The sequence below is a fragment of the Pseudoduganella sp. R-34 genome (genome assembly GCF_049904655.1).
In the GTDB taxonomy this organism is placed as follows: Bacteria; Pseudomonadota; Gammaproteobacteria; order Burkholderiales; family Burkholderiaceae_D; genus Rugamonas.
Genome location: NZ_CP184572.1, coordinates 3,138,459 through 3,159,749, shown reverse-complemented (window position 1 = coordinate 3,159,749; position 21,291 = coordinate 3,138,459). Strand labels below are relative to the sequence as shown.

Genomic DNA, 21,291 nt, shown 5'->3' with positions numbered 1-21,291 from the left:
CCACGACCATCCTCATGTATGATCAAGGCAATAAACATGAACCACCAAACATATGTCTGCTAACACGGACGCCGCCGAACTGCGGGAGCTGCTGGGTTACGTCAACAATTGCTGGGACGAAGAGCGGCGCGCCCTGTCGCGCCAGATGCACGACAGCCTCGGTTCTTCGCTGACGGCCCTGACCATGCATCTCGGCCTGTTGACGGCCAAGCTGCCGCAAGAGCCAGCCCTGCTCGACCGCGCTGCCCAGATGAAGAACCTGCTGCACAACATCATCGAAGCCAACCGCGGCATGCAGCACAAGTTGTGGAACGACAAGCTGGAATTTCTCGGCTTGCGGGTGGCGCTGGGCGAGCTGGTCGCCCAGTTCGGCGCCGAACACCTGGTGAAGGCCCACTGCAGCCTGCCGGACGACGAACCGGCCTGTCCACGCGCTCACCGCGTGGTGCTGCTGCGCGCTGCGGAAGAAGGCTTGCGCAACGTGGCCACCCACGCACGCGCCAGCAAGGTCGACGTGATTGTCGACGATATGGAGGACAGCATTGCCCTGGTGGTGAAGGACGACGGCATCGGCCTGCGGCCGCCCACGGTCGCGGACGGCGACTGGCAGGAACACCACGGCTTGCGCATGATACGCGAGCGCGCCATCTTCCTGGGCGGCTCGCTGTTGCTGGCCGCCAACGGCAACCAGGGCGCCATGCTGACCGTCACCCTGCCCAAGCCGCCCTCCAGCTGAGCATCAGCGCTTGCTGCCGCGCTTGAGCGCCATCCAGGCCGAGAGCGGCAGCGCCAGGGCGCCGATTCCAAACCAGAGCCAGACCGGCACATGGAAGCCGTGTTCCTGCCGATACGCCGTCGCAGGTGCGACGGCGCGGTGCACGTCCGGCGCCGCAGGGTTGTAGTACACGGTGATGGTGTCGCCCAGCTTGCGCTGGCTGCAGCCGCCCGGCTCGTGCACCGCGCCACGGCGGCGCTTGCCTTCCAGCGCGAAGTCATACCACCACCGGCCATCGTTATGGCATTCAAGGACAGCCACGCGGCCCGCCACCGTCGCATGGTGGCGCGTCAGTTCGGCAAGTTCGCTAGCGCGGTTGTAGCATCCGCCCAGCAACGCCGCTGCGGCAGCGCCAGCGAGCAGCGCCCTCAATGCAGCTTGACCAGCGGCGTGGCCCGTTTGACAAGGAAACGCGCCACGGCCAGCACGCCGGTACGGATGGTCCCGAGCACGGCCTGGTGATGCAAGAGGTGCAGGCTGACGTACATCATGCGCGCGAAGAAGCCCTCGACGAACCAGCTGAAGCCGCGCAGCGATCCCATCAGGCTGCCGACCGAGGTCGACTGGCCGAACGACACCAGCGAACCATAGTCACGGTAGGCGTAAGGCTTGCCTTGCGGCGCCTTGCCTTTTGCCTGGCGCAGGAAGGTCTGCAGCAGGTAGTCCGCCTGCTGGTGCGCAGCCTGGGCCCGCGGCGGCACGGGCTTGCCATCGGCGCCGATGCACTGCGCGCAATCGCCCAATGCATACACGCCGGGCACGCCCTTGACCTGCAGCTCGCCGGTCACTTCGATCTGGCCGCCCTTGGCAGTCGGCAAGCCAAGCGAGGCCAGGAAGGCCGGCGCCTTGATGCCGGCCGCCCACACCACGATATCCGATGGATAGCTCTGCTCGCCGACCGACACATGGTCTTCGGCAATCGCGGTCACGCGGCAATCGGTGACGACCTTGATGCCGCGTTCGTTGAGCAGCTTCAGCGCAGCGTTCGACACGCGTTCAGGCAGGGGCGCCAGGATGCGCGGCGCGCCTTCCAGCAAGGTGATGCGCACGTCGCGAACCGGGTCGAGGTGGCCAAAGCCATACGAGGTGTAGACGCCGCTGGCTTCGCGCAATTCGGCCGCCAGCTCGACGCCGGTCGCACCACCGCCGATGATCACGACGTCGACGCCGGAAGCGCCCTGCTGCGCACCTTTCTGCAGCGCGGCGCGCGTCAGCAGCTTGAGCAGGGTCAGGCGGAAGCGTTCCGCATCTTCGGTCGCGTTAAGGGAAATGGTGTTTTCGGCCGCGCCAGGCACGCCGAAATAGTTGGAGGTACTGCCGACGGCTATCGTCAGCGACTCGTAGCCGATGCTGCGCTCCGGCAGGACAGTCTCGCCGCCCTCGCTGGTAATGGCCGCCACGGTGATGTGCCTGCTCTTGCTGTCCAGCGCCGTCATGGCGCCATAGACATAGGTGAAGCCGTTGTCGTGCGCCAGCATCTGGTAGGACAGGCCTTCCTGGTGGATATCCAGGGTACCGGCCGCCACCTCGTGCAGCGAAGGCTTCCAGATGTGGTAAAGCCGGCTATCGACCAGCATCACCTGTTGCGGGCCCAGCTTGCGGCCCAGTTTGCAGGCCAGCTCCAGGCCGCCCGCCCCTCCCCCTACGATCACATATTTGCTCTGCAAACAGTTCTCCCAAATGTCGGTAGCGAGCGGGCCAGGCCCGGTTACGCTACCGGATTAATGCTTGCCGTGGCCTTTGCCATGGCCATGGCCATTGCCGTGACCGTGCCCATGGCCGCGATCGTCGTCGCGATCGCCGCGATCATCGCGGTCATAGTCGCGGCCGCCGCCACGGTGGTCATCGCGATAGCGCGGTGCATATTCGTTGGTGTACCACTCGTCGCGTACGAAGTAGACATTGCGGCCGCAAGCATTGTATTTGCCGCAATGTTTTGCCCAATCTTTCGCATGGCCTGGCGGGACGCGCAGGTAGAGCGGCTCGGCGATGACGCGTGCCGGGCGCTGGATGATCACTGGCTGCGGGTACAGCACCGGTGGCGGCGCCATATTGCCAAGGTCGATGCGGCCGTAGAAGCCTGGCTGGCCGACGGTGACAGAAACGCCAACATCGGTGGCGAAAGCAGAAGTGCTGAGCGCCAGCATGGCGGCGGCTAAGAGCTGGGTCTTCATGGTCGTGATTATATAAGTAGTTGAAAAAGTGCGTTGTCCGCAGGTTATTGTACCAAAGCAAGACAGTGACTTTCGTACGGTAACGCACATACATTGCCTTCGCGCAACACTTCAGGCGTGGGCCGCCATGGCGGAGCGCAAGCGCGAGATTGCGCCCTGGGCCTGTGAAATGACCTTATCGGCAATACGTTTGCGGACTGCCTGCACGCGGCCGGCAGCTTCGGCCTCGAGCATCAGCGGCGTCAGCAGCTGGGTGGCCGATTCGTGGAAGCTGGAAGCGATCCGGTCCAGCTGGCGGCCGAAAGCGGCCTGTACTTCCTGCAAGCGCTTGCGCAGCTCTTCCTCGAAGGCGCGGCGGCGATCCTGGATTTCGGAGCGCTTGCGGCGGCCGGCATCGGCGAACCACTTGAAGGCGCCGGCCAGCAGCACGGCGCCGCCAACGAAAGGCGCTGCCGGCGCCACTACCGGCAGCACCACGGCCACGCCGAACAGGTAAGCCGCGGTACCGGTACCGGCGGCCGCCACGGCGCTGCCCATCAGGGTGAAATTGGCTGCCGTGTCGACCGACTGCGCCAGGCGGGTGCCGACGCGCATGCGCGGCATCAGCCGCGCCAGGGTGGCGTGGTGCTGGCGCTCAAAGACGGTGCTCTGGGTCAGGCGGATGTCGGACTGGAACAGCGACAGGTCGTGCTGCAGCAAGTCCAGCACTTCTTCCTTGCGCCGCACCACGCGGTCGAGGCGCGATTCCATTTCCTTGCCGAATTGCTCGCCGCTGGCGCGTTCATTGGCTTCCGGATGGCAGGCCAGCGCCAGTTCGATCGCGTTGCCGGCGTCATGCACGACGTCGTCGATATCCTGGTTCAGCATGCGGCGCTCGTAGGCGATGCGCGCATCGACCAGGGCTAGCCGCTGCTGCACCTGCTGGCGCAATTGCTGTGCGGTGGCCAGCAAGCCGGCCGCACTGGCCTCGCAGGCCAGCGGGGAACTCTCGTGCTCACGGTAACTCTCGATCCCCTGGCAGATGGTGGTCACCGCACGCTCGACGGCGGTATGCAGCTCTTCCTGGCTCATCAAGCCCCCGTTGTAGCCGCGGGCATGGTTCAGCAATTCGGCGTGCCCCATCGCACGGCCGAAGTCGGCCACGGCATCGGCCAGGCCGCGGCCCTTGACGAGCTTGCGCGCCTGGTTGCCCAGGTTGCTGAGCAAGCGGCGCTCTTCTTCCGGCGGCAGGCCAAACAACTGTTCCGGCGCCAGCTTGATGTGCAGGGCCTTGGCGACCTTTTGCGCCAGCGGCCGGGCGGCGGTGCCTTGCAGCGCCAACAACGGCTTCATCAGGTTAAAGGCCTTGTGGCGCGCCTGTTCCGCGACGGTCGGGCTGGAACGGGCCAGGGCCTGCAAAGCCCAGTCCACGCCAATGCCGCATTCGATCGCGTTCAGCATGATGGCGGTGAAGACGGCGGAAGCGCGGCCATCGCCGGCCAGGTCGGTCACGGCGGCAAATTGAGCCAGGGTCAGCGCGCCTTCGGTGCCGGCGATGGCGCCGACGGTGCGGGCCAGGTTGGAAGTGAAGCTCTGGTCGGAAGAAAGATGTTCGTCGAGGCCACGCAACAGCACAGCGTGCTCGGGTGCAGCCGGCGCGGGGGCGGCTGGTGTGGTGACGCTCGCGGCTCCATAAGTGCTTTGCACAAATACTCCGTTCGCTCAGTCCAGGCTAATGGCATTCTAGACCAAGTGAGCTCATCACCCAAACAGTTTCACGATTGCAGCAGTCAGCGCCGCATTAGCTGCAGTCTGTATCACCATCCAATGCAGGATTTCGGACTTCTGCCGCTCCATCGCCAGCAGCAGTTCCTGCTTCAGTTCCACCAGATCGGACATATGCGCCACCGGATCGGGTTTGTTTGAGGACATGTTACGCTCCTTGGTCAGAAAGCGTCATTGTCCCGCGGCTATGGAGCGGGCTCCGTGGGCAAAATCAAGGTTTCCTTGATTTCTTCCATGACGACATAGGACTTCGATTGCGCCGCGCCCGGAAGGTTCAACAGCATGTCGCCGAGCAGCTTGCGGTACTCTGCCATCTCATGGATGCGCGCCTTGATCAGGTAATCGAAATCGCCCGACACCAGGTGGCACTCCTGCACTTCCGGAATCCGCAGCACCTCGCGGCGGAACTGCTCGAAATGGCTGGCCGATTTCTGGTTCAGCGTGATCTCCACAAACACCAGCAAGCTGGCGCCCAGCGCACGCGGATTGAGCCGCGCGTGATAGCCGGCAATCACCCCGTCGCGCTCCATGCGCTTAACCCGCTCGATGGTCGGCGTGATCGACAGCCCGACCTGCTCGCTCAAGTCCTTCATGGCAATACGCGCATCCTCCTGCAGGATGCGCAGTATTTTGCGGTCAATCTTGTCCAGCCCCCGGGTCGATTCTTTTTGAATTCGCATGAATTTTTACTGTTTTAGCCTTTTCATATAGTAACAAATACTAGGAAAACTTAGTTATCCTAGCAAAATAATCCGCAACAAATATTCCGGAGGCAATTCATGCGCGTAGTTATCCTTGGCAGCGGCGTTATCGGCGTCACCAGTGCCTATTACCTGGCCCAGGCCGGCCACGATGTCACCGTACTGGATCGCCAGCCGGGCCCTGCCCTGGAAACCAGCTTCGCCAATGCCGGCCAGATTTCGCCGGGCTATGCCTCACCATGGGCGGCCCCGGGCATTCCGCTGAAAGCCATGAAATGGATGCTGCAGCGCCATGCGCCGCTGTCCATCACGCCCGACGGCACCACCTTCCAGCTGAAGTGGATGTGGCAGATGCTGCGCAACTGCAATGCCGAATCCTACGCCATCAACAAAGAACGCATGGTGCGCCTGGCCGAATACAGCCGCGACTGCTTCAAAGTGCTGCGTGCCGCCACCGGCATCGCATACGAAGGCCGCCAGCAAGGCACCACCCAGCTGTTCCGCACCCAGGCCCAGCTGGACGGCGCCGCCAAGGACATCGAAGTCCTGAAGGAAACCGGCGTCCCTTACGAACTGCTGACCGGCGCCGACCTGATGAAGGCCGAGCCAGGCCTGGCCGCATCGCAGCACAAGCTGGTCGGCGGCCTGCGCCTGCCGAACGATGAAACCGGCGACTGCCAGATGTTCACCACCCGCCTGGAAGCGATGGCGAAAGAACTGGGCGTCAAGTTCCGCTACGGCGTATCGATCGACAAGCTGGTGACCGACGGCGACAAGGTCAAAGGCGTGCAGTGCGGCGCCGAGCTGGTGGAAGGCGACTCCTTCGTGGTGGCGCTGGGCGCCTACTCGACCCCGTTCCTGAAAGAGCTGTTCGAGATTCCGGTGTATCCGCTGAAAGGCTACTCGATCACCGTGCCGATCGTCGACGGCGACAAAGCCCCGACCTCGACCATCCTGGACGAAACGTACAAGATTGCCGTGACCCGCTTCGACGACCGCATCCGCGTTGGCGGCATGGCGGAAATCGCCGGCTACAACACCAGGCTCAACCCGCGTCGCCGCGAGACCCTGGAAATGGTGGTGAACGACCTGTTCCCGGGCGCCGGCAACACCGCCGAAGCCACCTTCTGGACCGGCCTGCGCCCGATGACCCCGGACGGCACCCCGGTAGTGGGGCGCACCTCCATCCACAACCTGTTCACCAACACCGGCCACGGCACGCTGGGCTGGACCATGAGCTGCGGCTCGGCGCAACTGCTGGCCGACATCATGTCCGCCAAGCGCCCCGCCATCTTCGCCGACGACCTGTCGGTAGCACGTTACAGCCAGGAACGCCCAGCCCGCCAGCCGCAACTGGCCGGCGCCTAACAAATTAAAAGTCGGGGTCAGGTCTGGCAATCCGCCATCTTTTTCGCATGGCGAAAAAGATGGCGGATTGCCAGACCTGACCCCGACTTTCATTTGGCAGTATCGCAGCTGGGGCCGTATAATTTTCGGCATGAATAAACTGGAAGCCTTCGGACACGTCGCCGCGCTGGCGATCCGCGGAGACCTCGTGTTTCCTACCAGCGTTAATGCCGCCCTGCGAGTGCAGCTCGCCCTGGACGATCCGGACTGCCCGATGGAAGATGCCATCAAGCTGGTGCTGGCCGAGCCGCAACTGGCCGCGCGCACCGTCTCGCTGTCCAACTCCGCCATGTTCAACCGCACCGGCGGGCCGGATATCACCAACGTTCGCAATGCCATCATGCGCGTGGGTTACCACAACCTGTACGCGCTGGCTGCGGCCATGGTGGTGCGCGCCTTCGGCAGCAAGATCACCGATCCCGGACTGCGCGCCAAGGCCGAGCAGCTGTGGCAGCACACCATCCACGTCGCCTGCCTGGCGCGCATCATCGCGCGTGAAGTCACCGGCGTGAATCCGGACACCGCCCTGTTTGCGGCCATCGTGCATGAAGTGGGCAGCTTCTACCTGCTGTCGCGCGCCGACGAATTCCCCGGCCTGCTGGAGCCCGATCCGGAGAACTGGCAGACTGCGAGCGAAGAGATCATCACGCGTGAAGTGCTGAAGAAGCTGGGCATCCCGGCCGAGGTGGCGGAAGCCATTGAAAACCTGCGCAGCGGCATGCTGCAGATCCCGCCCGAGACCCTGCTCGACACCCTGCTGCTGGCCAACCACTTCGCGCCGGTGACCTCGCCGCTGGCCCCGGAGCAGCAACAGCCGCCGCATGAGGATTCCGTAATGGACCTGTTCATCGACGCCGAGAAGCGCGAGCAGATGCTGGAAGAAGCGGAAGCCGATGCTTCCGCCATGAACGCTGCGCTGCTGGTTTAATCGAGCGCTTTGGCCGGGCCGAAGAACTCATAGTAGGTCTGCGCTTCCGGCACGCCCAGTTCGCGCAGGCTGCGCTTTACCGCCTGCATGAACGGCACCGGGCCGAGGAAGTAGGCGTCGACGTCGCGCGATTGCGGCAGCCATTCACCCAGTTCCTTGTTGCCCAGCAGGCCGACAGCATCGGCTTGCGGTTGGCCGTCGCGGTCTTCCGCGTAGATGTAGTGGCGCTTCAGCTGCGGGTGGCGTTCGGCCAGGCCGTCGACGTGGTCGCGGAAGGCGTGCACGCCGCCGTGGCGGGCTGCATGAATGAAGCGGATTTCGCGGCCGGTTTCCAGCGCCTGGTCCAGCATGGCCAAAGTCGGGGTAATGCCGACGCCGCCGGAGATCAGCACGATCGGGCGGCTGCCTTCGGCCAGCGTGAAGGCGCCGGTCGGCGGGAACAGGTCCACGGTATCGCCTTCATTCAATTGCTCATGCAGGAAGCCCGAAACCTTGCCGGCTTCCTCGCGCTTGACGCTGATCTGGTAAGTCTGGCCGTTCGGCGCCGCCGACAGCGAATACTGGCGGCGCTGCTCTTCCCCATCCACCACCACGCGGATGCCGATGTACTGGCCCGGCGTGAAACCGAGCACCGGCTTGCCGTCGACAGGACGGAAGACAAAGCTGGTGATCTCGTCGCTCTCGACACGCTTGGCCGCCACCACGAACTGGCGCGCCCCCATCCATCCGCCCGGTGCTGCCGCCGCGGCCTCATAGGTCTTGCCTTCGGCGCCGATCAGGATTTCAGCCAGCTGGCCGTATGCCGCGCCCCAGGCCTCGAGCACCGCGTCGGTAGCGGTTTCGGCGCCGAGCACTTCGCGGATGGCTTTCAGCAGGCTGGCGCCCACCATCGGGTAGTGTTCCGGCTGGATCTGCAGCGCAACGTGCTTGGCGACGATGGTATTGACCAGCGGACCCAGTGCTTCCAGGCGCTCGATATGCCTGGCGTACATCAGGATGCCGTTGGCCAGGGCGCGCTGCTGGTCGCCGCTGTGCTGGTGGGCCTGGTTGAAGAACGGTTTCACCTGCGGGAAGTCGGCGAACAGGGTCTGGTAGAAGTGGCGGGTCAGGGCTTCGCCGCCTTGCTCCAGGATTGGGACGGTGGCGGTGACGATGGCACGGTGTTCTGCGGACAGCATGGGTATGGCTCCTTCTCGGATAAACATGCACCCATAATACATGTTTACCTTAAACTGCGTCAATAAAGATGCAGATCAAATGCGCATTTTCTGAAGGATCACCGGCTGCGCACCGCCCTTGCCCTTCGGGCCCGGCAGGATGTCGGCCAGCGTCATGCCATCCAGTACATGCAGGAAGGCCTCCGTCGCTTCGCCAAGCTTGCGTTTCAGGGCGCAATCGCGCAGGAAGGCGCAGTGCCCAGGCTCAGCTTCGAAACATTCGGCGATGTAGAAATCCGATTCGCTGTCGCGCACCACTTCGCCGATATTGATGTCTTCCGGTTCGCGGTTCAAACGCAGGCCGCCGTGCCGGCCGCGCACGGTTTCCACCATGCCGCTGGCGCCCAACTGGTGGATCACCTTGGTCAGGTGGTTCTTCGAGATGTCATGCAGGTCGGCGATCTCCTGGATCGTGACCAGCTTGTCGCGGTTCATGCCGAGGTACATCAGCGAACGCAGGGTGTAGTCGGTGAAGGATGTCAGTCTCATGATCTACGTCATATAAAGATGCATTCAGAATATTGCTTTAGCCACAGGCCTAATGTAGCATTCATTATACATCTTAAGAACATGAGGCCAGCCATGCGCAGCATCCATATTCCCACCGAGCCAACGCCAGCCGGGCAACCGCATCCCTTGCTGCGCCTGGGCTTCCGTCCTTTCTACCTGCTGGCCGCAGCGCTGGCGATGCTGTCGATACCAATGTGGCTGCTGGCCTACAAGGGCATGCTGCCCGCCCTGCCCGCCGCCAACATGCTGTGGCATATGCATGAAATGGTATTCGGCTTCGGCGGCGCTGTGATCGTCGGCTTCCTGTTTACAGCGGGCCGCAACTGGACCAACCTGCAAACGCCGGCCGGCGGCCAGCTCGCAGGGCTGGCCGTGCTGTGGATCGCCGGCCGCTTGGCCATGCTGCTGGCGCCCGGCGTGCCGGCGCTGCTGGTCGACGGCCTGTTCCTGCCGCTGTGCGCCATCGCGTTCGGCCGCGTGCTTTACCAGGCGCAAAGCAAGCGCAATTACCCGATCTGCGGCATCCTGGCCTTGCTGTCGATCGCCAACCTGCTGTTCCATGCGGCGGCCAACGGCTGGATTTCCCTGTCGGCGCTGACTCCCGTGCATGGCGCGATCCTGATGATCACGGTGCTGGAAGCCGTGATCGGGGGCCGTGTGATCCCGATGTTCACCCGCAACGGCGCGCCCGGCAGCCAGCCTGTGACCGTGGCGTGGCGCGAAAAGGCCAGCATTGCCCTGTTGCTGGCGACGGCGCTGGCATGGGTGGCGGGCCTGCCAGGCTTCGTGGCGGCGCCGGTGGCTTTTGCGGCGGCAGCCATCAATGCCGTCCGCCTGCTTGGCTGGGTGCCCTTTGCGACCGTGCGCGTTCCCTTGCTGTGGATCCTGCACCTGGCCTATGCCTGGATCGTGGCCGGCCTGCTGTTGCTGGGCTTTGCGGCGCTGGGCATCGGTTCCCCCAGCAGCGCCTTCCACGCCCTGGCCGTGGGCGGCATGTCGGGCCTGATCCTCGGCATGATCACCCGTACCGCGCTGGGTCACACTGGCCGCATGCTGCGCGCCGGCCGTGCCGAAAGCGCAATGTATCTTTTACTGCAAGCTGGAGCCCTGGGCCGTTTGTGTGCCAATATTCTTCCTGCCGGAATGCGTGACTTCCTGTTACTGGGCTCGGCACTGGCCTGGTCGGTCGCCTTCCTGCTCTACCTGTTCGTATATGCGCCTTACTTAAGCCAGGCCCGCATTGACGGGCGGGAAGGTTAAATGTGGACACCGTCACCCTGCTCCTGTCTTCCTTCATACTTTCAGTCAGCGGCCTGCTGGTGTTCATCTGGTCGCTGCGGCACCGACTGTTCAACGCCACCGCGGCCGCGGCCAATGTGATCTTCTCGCCGGGCGAGATCGGCCACGGCGAGGAACCGGCGGCAAGTCCGCAGCAGCGCGCCGGGCTGGCACTGCCGGTGGCCGGGCAGGACCGGCGCGCGCCCAGCGCCGCCGAGCGGGCCGCCATGCAGCAGGAACTGGCGGAGCGCGTGGAGGCGGACCGCTCGAGCGCTTTTGTCACTTTTGTTTTCCTGTCCTGCTCCGTGGTGTGGCTGCTGGTGGCCACGGCGGCAGGCCTGACCAGCTCCATCAAGCTGCATGAGCCGGACTGGCTGGTGCAGTATCCCTGGCTGACGTTCGGCCGCATCCGCACCATCCACCTGAATGCCGTCGCCTATGGCTGGGCGCCCATGGCGGCGCTGGGCATTGCGATCTGGCTCCTCCCGCGCCTGCTGAAGACACACCTGGTCGGCGGGCGCTTTGCCATTTTTGGCGCCATGCTGTGGAACGCGGGCCTGATTGCGGGCCTGGGCTGCATTGCGGCCGGCATCAGCGATGGCCTGGAGTGGCTGGAGATCCCATGGCAGGTGGACTTGCTGCTGGTGGCCGGCGGCGCCCTGGTCGGCCTGCCGCTGGTGTACACCCTGCAAAGCCGCAAGGTGCACCACCTGTACGTGTCGATCTGGTACATGGGCGCTGCCCTGTTCTGGTTCCCCATCCTGTTCCTGGTCGGGAACCTGCCGGCCGTGCACTTCGGCGTGCAGCAGGCGGCCATGAACTGGTGGTTCGGGCATAACGTGCTGGGCCTTTTCTACACGCCGATGGCGGTGGCCTCGGTGTATTACTTCCTGCCCAAGATCATCGGGCGGCCGGTGCAGTCGTATAACCTGTCGCTGCTGGGCTTCTGGACGCTGGCCTTCTTCTATGGCCAGGTCGGCGGCCACCACCTGATCGGCGGTCCCGTGCCGGGCTGGCTGATCACGCTGTCGATCGTGCAGAGCGTGATGATGGTCATTCCGGTCATTTCGTTCTCGATCAACCAGCACATGACCATGCGCGGGCATTTCTCGAAGCTGGTGTACTCGCCGACGCTGCGCTTCATCGTCCTGGGAGGCATGATGTACACCCTCAGCTCGATCCAGGGCTCGATCGAGGCGCTGCGCAGCGTGAACACGGTGGCGCACTTCACGCACTTCACGGTGGCGCATGCCCACCTCGGGCTGTACGGCTTCTTTTCCATGGTGATGTTCGGCGCGATCTACTTCGTCATGCCGCGCGTCATGGACTGGGAATGGCCCTATCCCAAGCTCATTGCCCTGCATTTCTGGCTGGTGGTGCTCGGCTTCGGGATCTACTTTGTCGGCCTGTCGATTGGCGGCTGGCTGCAGGGGCTGGCCATGCTGGATGCGGGGCGGCCGTTCATGGAGTCGGTCAACGTGACGATCCCATGGCTGAAGAGCCGCACAGTTGGCGGCGCCATCATGACTGCCGGCCACCTGGTCTTTGCCTGGCATTTCGCTGCCATGGCGCTGCGTTACGGCCCCCGCCGCGCCGGGGCCGCGCTGCTGCACACCCGCAGCGATGCGCCGGCGCCGGCCAGCAACCTGGCGGGGGCCTGACATGCAAGACGAACTCAAACTCCTGGGCGGCGCCATGGTCACGCTGGCCCTGGCCACGTCCGCGCTGGTGATCGTGCCGCACGTGCAGTTGCGCGCCGGCGAAGCGCCGGCCGGCCTGAAGCCCTACACGGCGCAGCAGCTGCGCGGTCGCGAGGTGTATATCAGGAACGGCTGCGTGTACTGCCATTCGCAGCAGCCGCGCGACAAGGCGCAGGCGCCGGATGACCAGCGCGGCTGGGGACGCGCCTCGGTGGCGGCCGACTATTACTACGATACGCCGCACCTGCTGGGCACCATGCGCACCGGGCCGGACCTGTTCAATATCGGCGCGCGCCAGCCGAGCGCGGACTGGCACCTCGGACACATGTTCCAGCCGCGCGCCTATGTGCCGGGCTCGATCATGCCCTCCTACCCTTACCTGTTCGATTACAAGGAGGCGGCGGAACCCGGCGACCGCGTGGTCAACCTGCCTCCAGGCTTCAAGCCATTGGGCAAGGTGGTGGTGGCCAAGCCGGAAGTCCTGGACCTGGTGGCGTACCTGCAGTCGCTTGACCATACCTATCCCGTGCTGCCGGCGCCGCAGGCCAGGAAGGAAGGAGCGCCCAATGCCGCAAAATGACTTTGGCGCGCAGCAGCGCGAGCATCCCGACCCGACGGAGAAGGACCGGCCGATTCCATGGTATGTCTTGCTTGGCGTCGGGGTAGCACTGGCGTGGGCGGTCAGCTACATCCTCACGGTGCGCGACGACGACCCGGCCCTGGGCGACCGGCGCACCATGTCGACGCTGCAGGCCAAGGCCGGCACCGCGGCCGGCGCCGGCGGCGCAGTCGATGGTGCCCAGGTGTATGCGGCTCAGTGCGTGGCCTGCCACCAGGCCACGGGCGCCGGCTTGACGGGCGTGTTTCCACCGCTGGCCGGTTCGGAATGGGTGACCGGTGCGGAGAACGTTGCCGCCGCGATCCTGCTGCACGGGGTGACGGGCAAGCTGAGCGTGAAAGGTTCGGCATATAACGGACAGATGCCATCGTTCAAGGACAAATTGAGCGACGCGGAAATCGCTGCAGTGTTGAGCCATATCCGCAGCAATTTCGGCAATAGCGCAGCCAGGGTGGCGCCGGAGGCAGTCAAGGCGGCGCGTGACGCGACGGCTGCGCGCAAGGACCCGTTCAATGGAGACGACGATCTCGCCAAACTCGCCAGGCCAGCCAATTAAAGGGGATTTGCCGCGCACCCTGGCGCTGCTTGCCGGGATGGTTGCTGTCGCGGGAGCGGCGCTGTGGCAGGCCACCATGGGATTTCGCGTCGTTTCCACCGAAGCAGGACGGCGGCTTGCCATCGCCGAGGCCCCGCTGGCACTGCCCCGTGTCGACCTTGCGCTGCCGGGCGCCATGGCTTCGACACGGCGCATCGACTTGCCGGCACTGCTGGCGGCCGACAAGCGGCCGGCCATCGTCACCTTCTTTTATGCGCGCTGCAATGCGGTTTGCTCCGTCCAGGGCACCGAACTGCAGCAGATGCAGCGTGAAATCCTTGCCCGGGGCTGGCAGGACAAGCTGCGCCTGTTGACGATTTCCTTCGATCCACGCGATTCGCTGGACGACCTGGCCCACTATGCATCGCGCATGCGGGCCGATGCGCAAGCCTGGCAATTCGCGGCCGTGCCCGATGCGGCGCAGCGCCAGGCCTTGCTGGAGCAGGTCGGGATTATCGTGCTGCCGGCCGAGATGGGAGAATTCCAGCACAACGCCGCCTTCCATATCGTGACGCCGGATGGCCGGCTGGCGCAGGTGGTCGACTACGAGCAGCCGGAAGCGGCATTGGCGGCGGCGCTGGAGCTTGCCCGATGAACGCGGCGACGCGCGGCGCGGGCCGCCTGGCCTTGGCGTCCGCCGCGTTGCTGGCGGCGGCCTTGCTGCTGCGCGCACCGCTGGAGTCGTCAATGGCCCTGCATATGGTGCTCCAGCTGCCAATGATCGCGGTGGGCGGCGCCCTGGCCGGCCTCGCCGCCGAGCGCCATGCGGCACGCCTGGCGAGCGCGCTGGCGCGTTGGGACGCGCACGGGCTGGCAGGCCTGGCCTGGCTGCTGCTGGCCAGCGCCTACTGGATGGTGCCACGGGCGCTCGAGCAGTCGCTGACGATGCCGCTGTCTGAAGCGGGCAAATTCGCCAGCCTGTTCCTGCTCGGCTTCCTGCTGCCGGGTGCACTTGCGCGCGCGGCGGTGGTCATCCAGCTCTTCTTCCTTGGCAATTTCTGCGCCATGATGGCCATCGCCGGCATGCTGTACCAGGATATGGCGCAACGCCTGTGCAATGCCTACAGCCTGGACGACCAGGTGGTTACCGGCGTCGGACTGGTCGTGGCGTCGATCGGCATCGCTGCTGCCTGGTGCGTGTGGCAACTGCCGGCCATTGCAAACCAGGCAAGGGAACGGGCCTAGTTACTTGCGTGCCAGCGGATTCGGGGTTGGCTCGGCCACCTTGTGCAGCACATTGCGGTCAACGTGGTGGAACGGCTCCGACTCCTTGCCGCGCAAGAGCATGACGGTATCTTCCTCGTAACCCCAGGTGCCGTCGTCGTTGATGGTGACCTTGATGCGGTACTCGGTGGTCTTGAAGCCGAACTCCAGGAAGGGATTGGAGCAGATTCCATAAGTATCCTGCTCGCGCTGCGCCACCAGTTCGAAGGTCTTCGCATCCGGCGCCGCAATGCCCGATGCCATGGCGATCTGGCCGCGCGGAATGGCCAGGGTCTGGATCACGGTATTGGTGGCCGGTTCCCACAGCCAGTAGCCGACCTGCTCGTGGTACGTCTTGACGTTGTCAGGCTTGTTGACGATCAGGACGTAGCGCAAGCCGTAGAACAATTGCGGCCCGTTGGTGACCGGATCGATCGGCTGCAGTTCAATGCGCTCGACATAGGCCTGTTTGCGCGGGCCGTCCGCCTTGGGCTTGATGTCGAGGCCGCGCTGCCCTTCCCAGATGCCGGCCATGGCGGCCAGCGGGCCAAGGTTGGCCAGCGTGTCCATGTCGATATTGGAAGGTTCGGTGTAAATGTCGTTGCTGTATTCGCTCATTGCATGCTTGCTCATTAATCAGGGAGCAAGCATTGTAACCTCGGCACCCGAATCTTCGCCGAGCAGCATGGCGGTGATCTCCTGCGGCGGCACCGGACGGCTGAACAGATAGCCCTGCACTTCGTCGCAGCCATGCTGCTGCAGGAAGCTGCGCTGCTGCTCGGTCTCCACCCCTTCCGCAATCACACGCATGTCGAGCTGGTGCGACAGGGAAATGATGGCGCAGGTAATGGCCTGGTCATCCGGGTTGGCCACCAGGTCGCGCACGAAGCTCTGGTCGATCTTCAGGCGGCTGATCGGAAAGGACTTGAGCGCCGCCAGGCTGGAATAGCCGGTGCCGAAATCATCGATCGCCAGCGCGATGCCCATCGCTTCCAGCTGGCGCATCTTGGCCACCGACTGCGCGGTGTCGCGCATGATCATGCTTTCCGTGACTTCCAGCTCCAGCCATTGCGGATCGAGGCCGCTCCACGCCAGGGCCGCCGCCACGCGTTCGACCAGGCGCGGATCGTCGAACTGGCGCGCCGATACGTTGACCGATACCACCAGCGGCGGCAGTCCCGCGTCCTGCCAGGCACAGGCCTGGCGGCAGGCTTCGCGCAAGGCCCATTCGCCGATCGCGATGATCAGGCCATGCTCTTCCGCCAAGGGGATGAACTGGGCCGGCGACACTGCACCGCGCTGCGGATGCTGCCAGCGCAGCAAGGCTTCAACGCCGAACATGCGCCCCGATTCCAGGTTCACCTTTGGCTGGTATGCCAGCGACAGCTGCTGCTCTTCCAGCGCCTTGCGCAAGCCTTCCGTCAATGCCAGCTTTTCCTCCAGGCCGGCGTTCATCTCGCGGGTGTAGAACTGGCAGTTGTTCTTGCCGCTGTCCTTGGCGCGGTACATGGCCGCGTCGGCATGCATCATCAGCGTGTCGGCATCGCGTCCGTCGCGCGGGTAGACGGCGACGCCGATCGAGCAGCTCACCTGCATCTTCTGCCCTTCCAGCATGATCGGCTGCACCACCGATTCCAGAATCTTGTTCAGCAGCGGTACCAGCACCTGCGGGTTGTCGTTCACGTGCGGCAGCACCAGCACGAATTCATCGCCGCCGAAACGGCCCACGGTATCCTCGCGCCGCACGCAGCCCACCATGCGGCCGGCCACTTCCTTCAACAGTTCGTCGCCGGCGTTGTGGCCCAGCGAGTCGTTGACCAGCTTGAAGCTGTCGAGGTCGATGAAGGCCACCAGCACCGATTCGTTGTTGCGCTCAGCGTGCGCGATCGATTGCCCGAGGCGGTCGCAAATCAGGCTGCGGTTGGGCAGGCCGGTCAGGGCATCATGGTGGGCCATGTGGTAGATGCGCTCCTCGGCGCGCTTGCGCTCCGTGATATCGCGCACGATCGCGACCACGCCGCCTTCCACGCCCACCACCTGCCAGTGCAGCCATTCGGCCTGCAGTTGCGGCACCATGTTGGGGCCTTCCTCCTGGTGCACGCCGCCATTCCGGGTCACCTGCGCCAGCCGCTCGAACATGCCGTTGTGGCGTGCCGCCGGCATCCACCCGCACAGCGTTTGCGCGCGCAGCTCGTTGCGGCTGCGGCCAGTCAGTTGTTCGGCGCGCGAATTGACCGCCGCGAACTTGAAGTCGACCACCAGCCCATCCTTGTCCCGGATGGCGCGCAGCACGAAAAAGGCATCCATGTTCGATTCAGACGCGGCCGCATAGGTTTCCTGCGCGCGGCGGATGCGGCGGCGCGCCTTGGCGCCCTGCCAGACGCAGGCCCAGACCAGGGCAGCGAGCAGGATCAGTACCGCGCTGGCGACGCCTGCCTCCCACAGCAGCTGGCGGCGCTGGGCCGCGAAGCCGGCCATCTGTTCCTGCTCCGACAGGCCGACCATGGCGCTCAGGCGCAGGCCGGCCAGCTGGCGCACCGCCGTATAGCGCTTGACGCCGTCGATCCTGCTGGCGACCGCTACGCCACGGCGCCCCTGCAGCGCCGCCAGGTCCAGCTTTTGGCCGAACGATTGCTTGTCGCCGACGCGCCGCGCACGCACCACGCCGTCGTCGCCGACCAGGCCGAGCATGCCTTGCTCGCCCAGGCGGCTGCGTTCATAGCCGCTGGTGAAATAGGCCGGATCGACTTCCACGATGACCACGCCGGCAAATTCGCCGTGCTTGTCGTCCAGCCGGCGCGTGAAATGCAGGTGCCAGTCCGGGTTTGCCTCGTCGCGCATCGCCTGCGAGATGAAGGTGTAATTGCTGCGGTGCTGCCGATGGAAGCTGAAATACTCCTGCTGCGCGACGTTGATCGGGCGGGCAGCGGGGTTGCTGGCGACCGTATTGCCCTGGGCGTCGACGATGCTGACCACGAAAACCAGGCCGGACGGCAGCAGGCCATGCTCCTGCAGTTCGGGCAAGGCGCCGCGTGCGCCCTGGCTCTCGGCGCTGTACTTCAATACCTGCAAGGTTTGCTCGATGCCGTTGATGCTGCGCGCCACCTGAGCTTCATAAGTCGCGATCAATTCGCTGGCCGATTCGGCAGCCAGTTCCCGCGAGGCGGCGGCTTCGCTGTCGATGAAATGCAGCGTGGTGCCCCACACCACGGCCAAAAGGACGAGCGTGAACAGGGGCAGCGAGACATGCGTCTCAAGGCACATGCGCAACCAGCGTTTCATGTTCAATGCACCACCAGGACCGGACGCACGCTGGCATCGAGCGCGCTGCGATCGATATAGCCGATCAGGGTTGGATTATCCGCCACCAGCTTGCGCACTGCCTGGCTGTTGGGCAGTTCGCGCGGCGGCTGGCCGCGGCCGGTGAAAATCTTCTTGGTCCAGTAGGCCTTCATCAGCGCCGGGCTGCGGTTGGCCACCTTCAGGTAAAAGTCGTCGCGCAGCGGGGAGCCGATCGGCAAGTCGAGCGCTACCACTTCGCCGCCATCGGGGAAGCGCGTCGCTTCGGAAAGGAAGATATCGGCCACCTGCTCGGCGCGCAGCGTCGTGATGGGGCTGCGCGCCGACACCACCACGACCAGTTCGGCGGCGGCAGTGGCGCCGGCAAGCGTCACCAGCAGCAGGCAGCAAAGGAATTTCCTGATCATGGCCTGCCCTTCAGAACACGAAGTCCACCGACGCGCTGAACACGCGGAAGCTGCGGCCATAACGATAGCCGGGCTGGATGTTCGACAGCGTGCCGCTGGTACCGTTGCGCGGCCGCACATGGTCGAATTGCAGCTTGACGGCGGCATTGCCGCTGGCATCCCAGCGCAGGCCAAGGCTGTTGCTGTCCTGTTCCGCGATCATGCTGAGCAAGCCGTTCAGCTCCGTGTTCAGGCGCCGGGCAGCCGGCAGGTACGGCGGCGGCAACGTCGACAGGTCCAGGCCTGCGACCCGGTTCGGCGTGTTCGCCACCACCTTGCTGAAGGTGCCATACGGCGTGAAGCTGCCCAGGCGATAACCGCCGCTGACATAGCCCGCGGTCTTGTCGCCCAGCATGGAACGGGCGTTGACGCGCCCTATCTCGCCCATCACGAACCAGTTGCCGGGGTCGTAGGAAGCGCCGATGCTAAGCACCGTGGCACGCTTGCGGTCAGGCTCGTAGCGGCGCGCCAGCACTTCGCCCTGCGGGCCAAACTGGCGAATGGCGGAAAACAGGTCTTGCAGCAGCGGGGTTTCCAGCTCGCCCTGGATGGCGGTAGCGCGCACCGTCAGCGCGCCGGCGGTGCTGGTGCTGGAAATGCCCGCCAGCTTGTGCGCCCTGACGCGGGTGGTGTCGGACAAGGGCACGCTGGTGCCGCCGTACAGCACCTGCGTGGTGTTCTTCACATCGCCGAAGGTCCAGCGGTAGCTGGCGTCGATGCCGTCGCTGTTGCTGATCGGGAGCGCGGCATACAGTTCGACCGGCGTGCGCACCGACGTCAGCGCATAGCTGGCCTTGCGGTAGTCGCCGGACAGGAACAGCGGCAATGCAATCCTGCCAACGCGCAGGCTCAATTCCGGCGATACCTGGTATTGCACATTGGCCCATTCGACTTTTGGCGTCCACGAATGGGTCAGATGACGTTCCGCCACGACCTGCAGCACGGCCGACCAGTGGCCGCCGGAGTTGTAGGCAAGCTGGGCGCCGAGGCGGCTGTCCACCGCGTAGCTCCAGTCGCGCGTGGCGCCGGCCTCGCCCGGATTCAGGGGATTGGCCGCATAATCTGCCTGCTTCTCGCTTGAATGGACGGCGCTCAGGGTGCCGAAACCGCCAAAAGTCCAGCTGCCGTCTTGCGCCGCCGTGTGCCCGGCGTGCGCAGCCGGCTGCAGGAGCAGCGTTCCGGCAATGGCGAACAGGACAGGCGTCTGGTGCAGCTTTGGCATAATGGCACTCTTGGCAAGAAACGTCGGCAATAAAACAGCGCCGCTTGCCGTACCGGCATGCGTTCGCGTCAGGTGTGGGATTGGACTGGTAAGACTCAGCGCGGGAAAGGCGCTTTTTGAATTCTCACACTTTATAACAGCGACCTGTAACTGTCGAGAAATTTCCCTAGAGTACCTTTACTATCTCTTGGGAAATATTTAACTGTGAATAAAAGCAAAGGAACGAAGCAATGCAGCAGGTTTCATGCGGCACCCTGGTGGTGAATAGCGCTCGCCAGGTGCTGCTATGCCATGTCACGGGTACGGCAAGCTGGGACATTCCCAAGGGCTTGCAGGATGCGGGCGAAACGCCCCTGCAATCGGCACGGCGCGAGCTGTTTGAAGAAGCCGGCCTGGATTTCGAGGCCGGCCTGTTCGAAGACCTCGGGGAATTCAGCTATCGCCCGGACAAGCGCCTGCACCTGTTCAAGGTGGAAGTCGGCGACCAGTTGTGCAACCTCGACCACCTGCGCTGCACCAGCTTTTTCCCGCACCAGCGCACCGGCGAACCGACGCCCGAAGCAGACGGCTTCCGCTGGGCTGCGCGCGATGAACTGAGTTCCCTGTGCTGGCCGCGCATGGCGTCGCGGCTGCTTTCAATAGCGTGGTGATCACGCGCCGCCGGAAACGCGGATCGTCGTGCCGGTAAGGTAGCGCGCCGCGGGCGACAGCAGCCACACCGCCGCTTCCGCGATTTCATCCGGCTCGCCCACCCGTCCCATGGGGATGCGGGCCGCCACGCGCGCCGGCCTTCCCGCATCGCCGGACGTGGCATGGATATCGGTCTGGGTGGTGCCAGGCGCCACGCCGCACACGCGGATGCCCTCCGGCGCCACTTCCTTGCCGAGGCCCATGGTAAAGGTGTCGACGGCCGCCTTGCTGGCCGCGTAAGCCACGTATTCGTTCGGGCTGCCCGCCGTCGCCGCGGTGGAGCTGATATTGACGATCACCCCGCCCTTGCCGTGTGAGCGGAAGGCCGCCAGCGCAAGGCGGCTGGCCTGCATCAGGCCCAGCACATTGGTGCGGAACACCTGCTCCACGGTCGCCGGCGCGGTATCCCCAAAGGCCCCCAGCCCGCCGGTAATGCCGGCATTGTTCACCAGCCCCGACACCGGCCCCAGCTCTCGTTCGACGGTGGCGAACATGCGTTCGATATCTTCATCGCGCGCCACATCCGCCTGCACCGCCAGCGCCCGGCCGCCGGCCGCTTCGATGTCCGCCACTACGCGCGCCGCCGCTTCGGCATCGCGCTGGTAATTCACGGCCACCACCCAGCCATCCTGCGCCGCCCGGCGCGCAATGGCAGCGCCAATGCCGCGGCTGGCGCCCGTTACGATCACTATTTTTTTCATAGCCATATTCTATTTGATTTGGGTCATGGATTCTGAACGGCTGTCCGGCCAGACTTGAGGG

At 64.6% G+C, this 21,291-nt stretch carries 23 protein-coding genes; 10 read left to right on the top strand and 13 right to left on the bottom strand.

The window, feature by feature from the left end:
* Positions 1 to 52: 52 nt before the first annotated feature.
* The gene (locus ACN9MW_RS14600) at positions 53 to 736 is read left to right on the top strand and encodes a sensor histidine kinase (protein ID WP_426171753.1); all 684 of its coding nucleotides are present in this window, start codon (positions 53 to 55) and stop codon (positions 734 to 736) included.
* Between the two features lie 3 nt (positions 737 to 739).
* Here the strand turns inward: ACN9MW_RS14600 and ACN9MW_RS14595 are convergent, their stop codons facing one another.
* The 6 genes from ACN9MW_RS14595 to ACN9MW_RS14570 form a co-directional block, all read right to left on the bottom strand.
* On the bottom strand, positions 740 to 1,147 hold the full coding sequence (locus ACN9MW_RS14595; RefSeq protein WP_426171751.1) for a hypothetical protein: 408 nt from the start codon (positions 1,145 to 1,147) through the stop codon (positions 740 to 742).
* The gene (locus ACN9MW_RS14590) at positions 1,144 to 2,442 is read right to left on the bottom strand and encodes an NAD(P)/FAD-dependent oxidoreductase (protein WP_426171750.1); all 1,299 of its coding nucleotides are present in this window, start codon (positions 2,440 to 2,442) and stop codon (positions 1,144 to 1,146) included. Before ACN9MW_RS14590 ends, ACN9MW_RS14595 begins: the two co-directional genes overlap by 4 nt.
* Positions 2,443 to 2,496: 54 nt before the next feature.
* Positions 2,497 to 2,949: a hypothetical protein gene (locus ACN9MW_RS14585; RefSeq protein ID WP_426171749.1), complete on the bottom strand. Its 453-nt coding sequence runs from the start codon at positions 2,947 to 2,949 to the stop codon at positions 2,497 to 2,499.
* Between the two features lie 111 nt (positions 2,950 to 3,060).
* On the bottom strand, positions 3,061 to 4,635 hold the full coding sequence (locus ACN9MW_RS14580; RefSeq protein ID WP_426171747.1) for a hypothetical protein: 1,575 nt from the start codon (positions 4,633 to 4,635) through the stop codon (positions 3,061 to 3,063).
* A 54-nt stretch (positions 4,636 to 4,689) separates the two neighbouring features.
* On the bottom strand, positions 4,690 to 4,860 hold the full coding sequence (locus ACN9MW_RS14575; RefSeq protein WP_426171745.1) for a hypothetical protein: 171 nt from the start codon (positions 4,858 to 4,860) through the stop codon (positions 4,690 to 4,692).
* A gap of 38 nt (positions 4,861 to 4,898) precedes the next feature.
* Complete coding sequence (locus ACN9MW_RS14570; RefSeq protein ID WP_426171744.1) at positions 4,899 to 5,393, bottom strand: Lrp/AsnC ligand binding domain-containing protein; 495 nt, start codon at positions 5,391 to 5,393, stop codon at positions 4,899 to 4,901.
* 99 nt (positions 5,394 to 5,492) lie between these two features.
* On the opposite strand from ACN9MW_RS14570, the gene ACN9MW_RS14565 reads away from it, so the two are divergent.
* Both ACN9MW_RS14565 and ACN9MW_RS14560 read left to right on the top strand, forming a co-directional pair.
* Complete coding sequence (locus ACN9MW_RS14565; RefSeq protein ID WP_426171742.1) at positions 5,493 to 6,782, top strand: D-amino acid dehydrogenase; 1,290 nt, start codon at positions 5,493 to 5,495, stop codon at positions 6,780 to 6,782.
* Positions 6,783 to 6,912: 130 nt separating this feature from the next.
* Positions 6,913 to 7,749, top strand: coding sequence for an HDOD domain-containing protein (locus tag ACN9MW_RS14560; protein ID WP_426171740.1), 837 nt, complete (start codon positions 6,913 to 6,915; stop codon positions 7,747 to 7,749).
* On the opposite strand, the gene hmpA is transcribed toward ACN9MW_RS14560, so the two are convergent.
* Positions 7,746 to 8,927: an NO-inducible flavohemoprotein gene (hmpA, locus tag ACN9MW_RS14555; protein WP_426171739.1), complete on the bottom strand. Its 1,182-nt coding sequence runs from the start codon at positions 8,925 to 8,927 to the stop codon at positions 7,746 to 7,748. The genes ACN9MW_RS14560 and hmpA overlap by 4 nt on opposite strands.
* 75 nt (positions 8,928 to 9,002) lie before the next feature.
* Complete coding sequence (locus ACN9MW_RS14550) at positions 9,003 to 9,455, bottom strand: RrF2 family transcriptional regulator (RefSeq protein WP_426171737.1); 453 nt, start codon at positions 9,453 to 9,455, stop codon at positions 9,003 to 9,005.
* A gap of 93 nt (positions 9,456 to 9,548) precedes the next feature.
* Between ACN9MW_RS14550 and ACN9MW_RS14545 the strand changes: the two genes are divergently transcribed.
* The 6 genes from ACN9MW_RS14545 to ACN9MW_RS14520 are packed head-to-tail and all read left to right on the top strand — an operon-like array spanning position 9,549 to position 14,853.
* Positions 9,549 to 10,736 (top strand): NnrS family protein, encoded by a 1,188-nt coding sequence (locus ACN9MW_RS14545; protein ID WP_426171735.1) that lies wholly within the window; start codon positions 9,549 to 9,551, stop codon positions 10,734 to 10,736.
* Positions 10,737 to 10,738: 2 nt separating this feature from the next.
* Positions 10,739 to 12,415: a cbb3-type cytochrome c oxidase subunit I gene (locus tag ACN9MW_RS14540; RefSeq protein ID WP_426171733.1), complete on the top strand. Its 1,677-nt coding sequence runs from the start codon at positions 10,739 to 10,741 to the stop codon at positions 12,413 to 12,415.
* A gap of 1 nt (position 12,416) precedes the next feature.
* Positions 12,417 to 13,034 carry a cbb3-type cytochrome c oxidase subunit II gene (locus ACN9MW_RS14535; RefSeq protein ID WP_426171732.1) on the top strand — a complete coding sequence of 206 codons (618 nt, stop codon included), beginning with the start codon at positions 12,417 to 12,419 and terminating at the stop codon, positions 13,032 to 13,034.
* Entirely contained in the window at positions 13,021 to 13,629 is a 609-nt protein-coding gene (locus ACN9MW_RS14530) for a c-type cytochrome (protein WP_426171730.1), read from the top strand. Before ACN9MW_RS14535 ends, ACN9MW_RS14530 begins: the two co-directional genes overlap by 14 nt.
* On the top strand, positions 13,586 to 14,263 hold the full coding sequence (locus ACN9MW_RS14525; RefSeq protein ID WP_426171728.1) for an SCO family protein: 678 nt from the start codon (positions 13,586 to 13,588) through the stop codon (positions 14,261 to 14,263). Before ACN9MW_RS14530 ends, ACN9MW_RS14525 begins: the two co-directional genes overlap by 44 nt.
* The gene (locus ACN9MW_RS14520) at positions 14,260 to 14,853 is read left to right on the top strand and encodes a hypothetical protein (protein WP_426171726.1); all 594 of its coding nucleotides are present in this window, start codon (positions 14,260 to 14,262) and stop codon (positions 14,851 to 14,853) included. Before ACN9MW_RS14525 ends, ACN9MW_RS14520 begins: the two co-directional genes overlap by 4 nt.
* Here the strand turns inward: ACN9MW_RS14520 and ACN9MW_RS14515 are convergent, their stop codons facing one another.
* The 4 genes from ACN9MW_RS14515 to ACN9MW_RS14500 are packed head-to-tail and all read right to left on the bottom strand — an operon-like array spanning position 14,854 to position 19,839.
* On the bottom strand, positions 14,854 to 15,489 hold the full coding sequence (locus ACN9MW_RS14515) for an FABP family protein (protein ID WP_426171725.1): 636 nt from the start codon (positions 15,487 to 15,489) through the stop codon (positions 14,854 to 14,856). It abuts the gene before it with no gap.
* An 18-nt stretch (positions 15,490 to 15,507) separates the two neighbouring features.
* Positions 15,508 to 18,153, bottom strand: coding sequence for a bifunctional diguanylate cyclase/phosphodiesterase (locus tag ACN9MW_RS14510; RefSeq protein WP_426171723.1), 2,646 nt, complete (start codon positions 18,151 to 18,153; stop codon positions 15,508 to 15,510).
* Positions 18,154 to 18,155: 2 nt separating this feature from the next.
* Complete coding sequence (locus ACN9MW_RS14505; RefSeq protein ID WP_426171722.1) at positions 18,156 to 18,578, bottom strand: phosphate ABC transporter substrate-binding protein; 423 nt, start codon at positions 18,576 to 18,578, stop codon at positions 18,156 to 18,158.
* A 10-nt stretch (positions 18,579 to 18,588) separates the two neighbouring features.
* Positions 18,589 to 19,839, bottom strand: coding sequence for a hypothetical protein (locus tag ACN9MW_RS14500; RefSeq protein ID WP_426171721.1), 1,251 nt, complete (start codon positions 19,837 to 19,839; stop codon positions 18,589 to 18,591).
* Between the two features lie 230 nt (positions 19,840 to 20,069).
* Between ACN9MW_RS14500 and ACN9MW_RS14495 the strand changes: the two genes are divergently transcribed.
* Entirely contained in the window at positions 20,070 to 20,489 is a 420-nt protein-coding gene (locus ACN9MW_RS14495; RefSeq protein WP_426171719.1) for an NUDIX hydrolase, read from the top strand.
* Here ACN9MW_RS14495 and ACN9MW_RS14490 read toward each other — a convergent pair whose 3' ends face one another.
* Positions 20,490 to 21,230 (bottom strand): SDR family oxidoreductase, encoded by a 741-nt coding sequence (locus ACN9MW_RS14490; protein WP_426171717.1) that lies wholly within the window; start codon positions 21,228 to 21,230, stop codon positions 20,490 to 20,492.
* Positions 21,231 to 21,291: the final 61 nt, after the last annotated feature.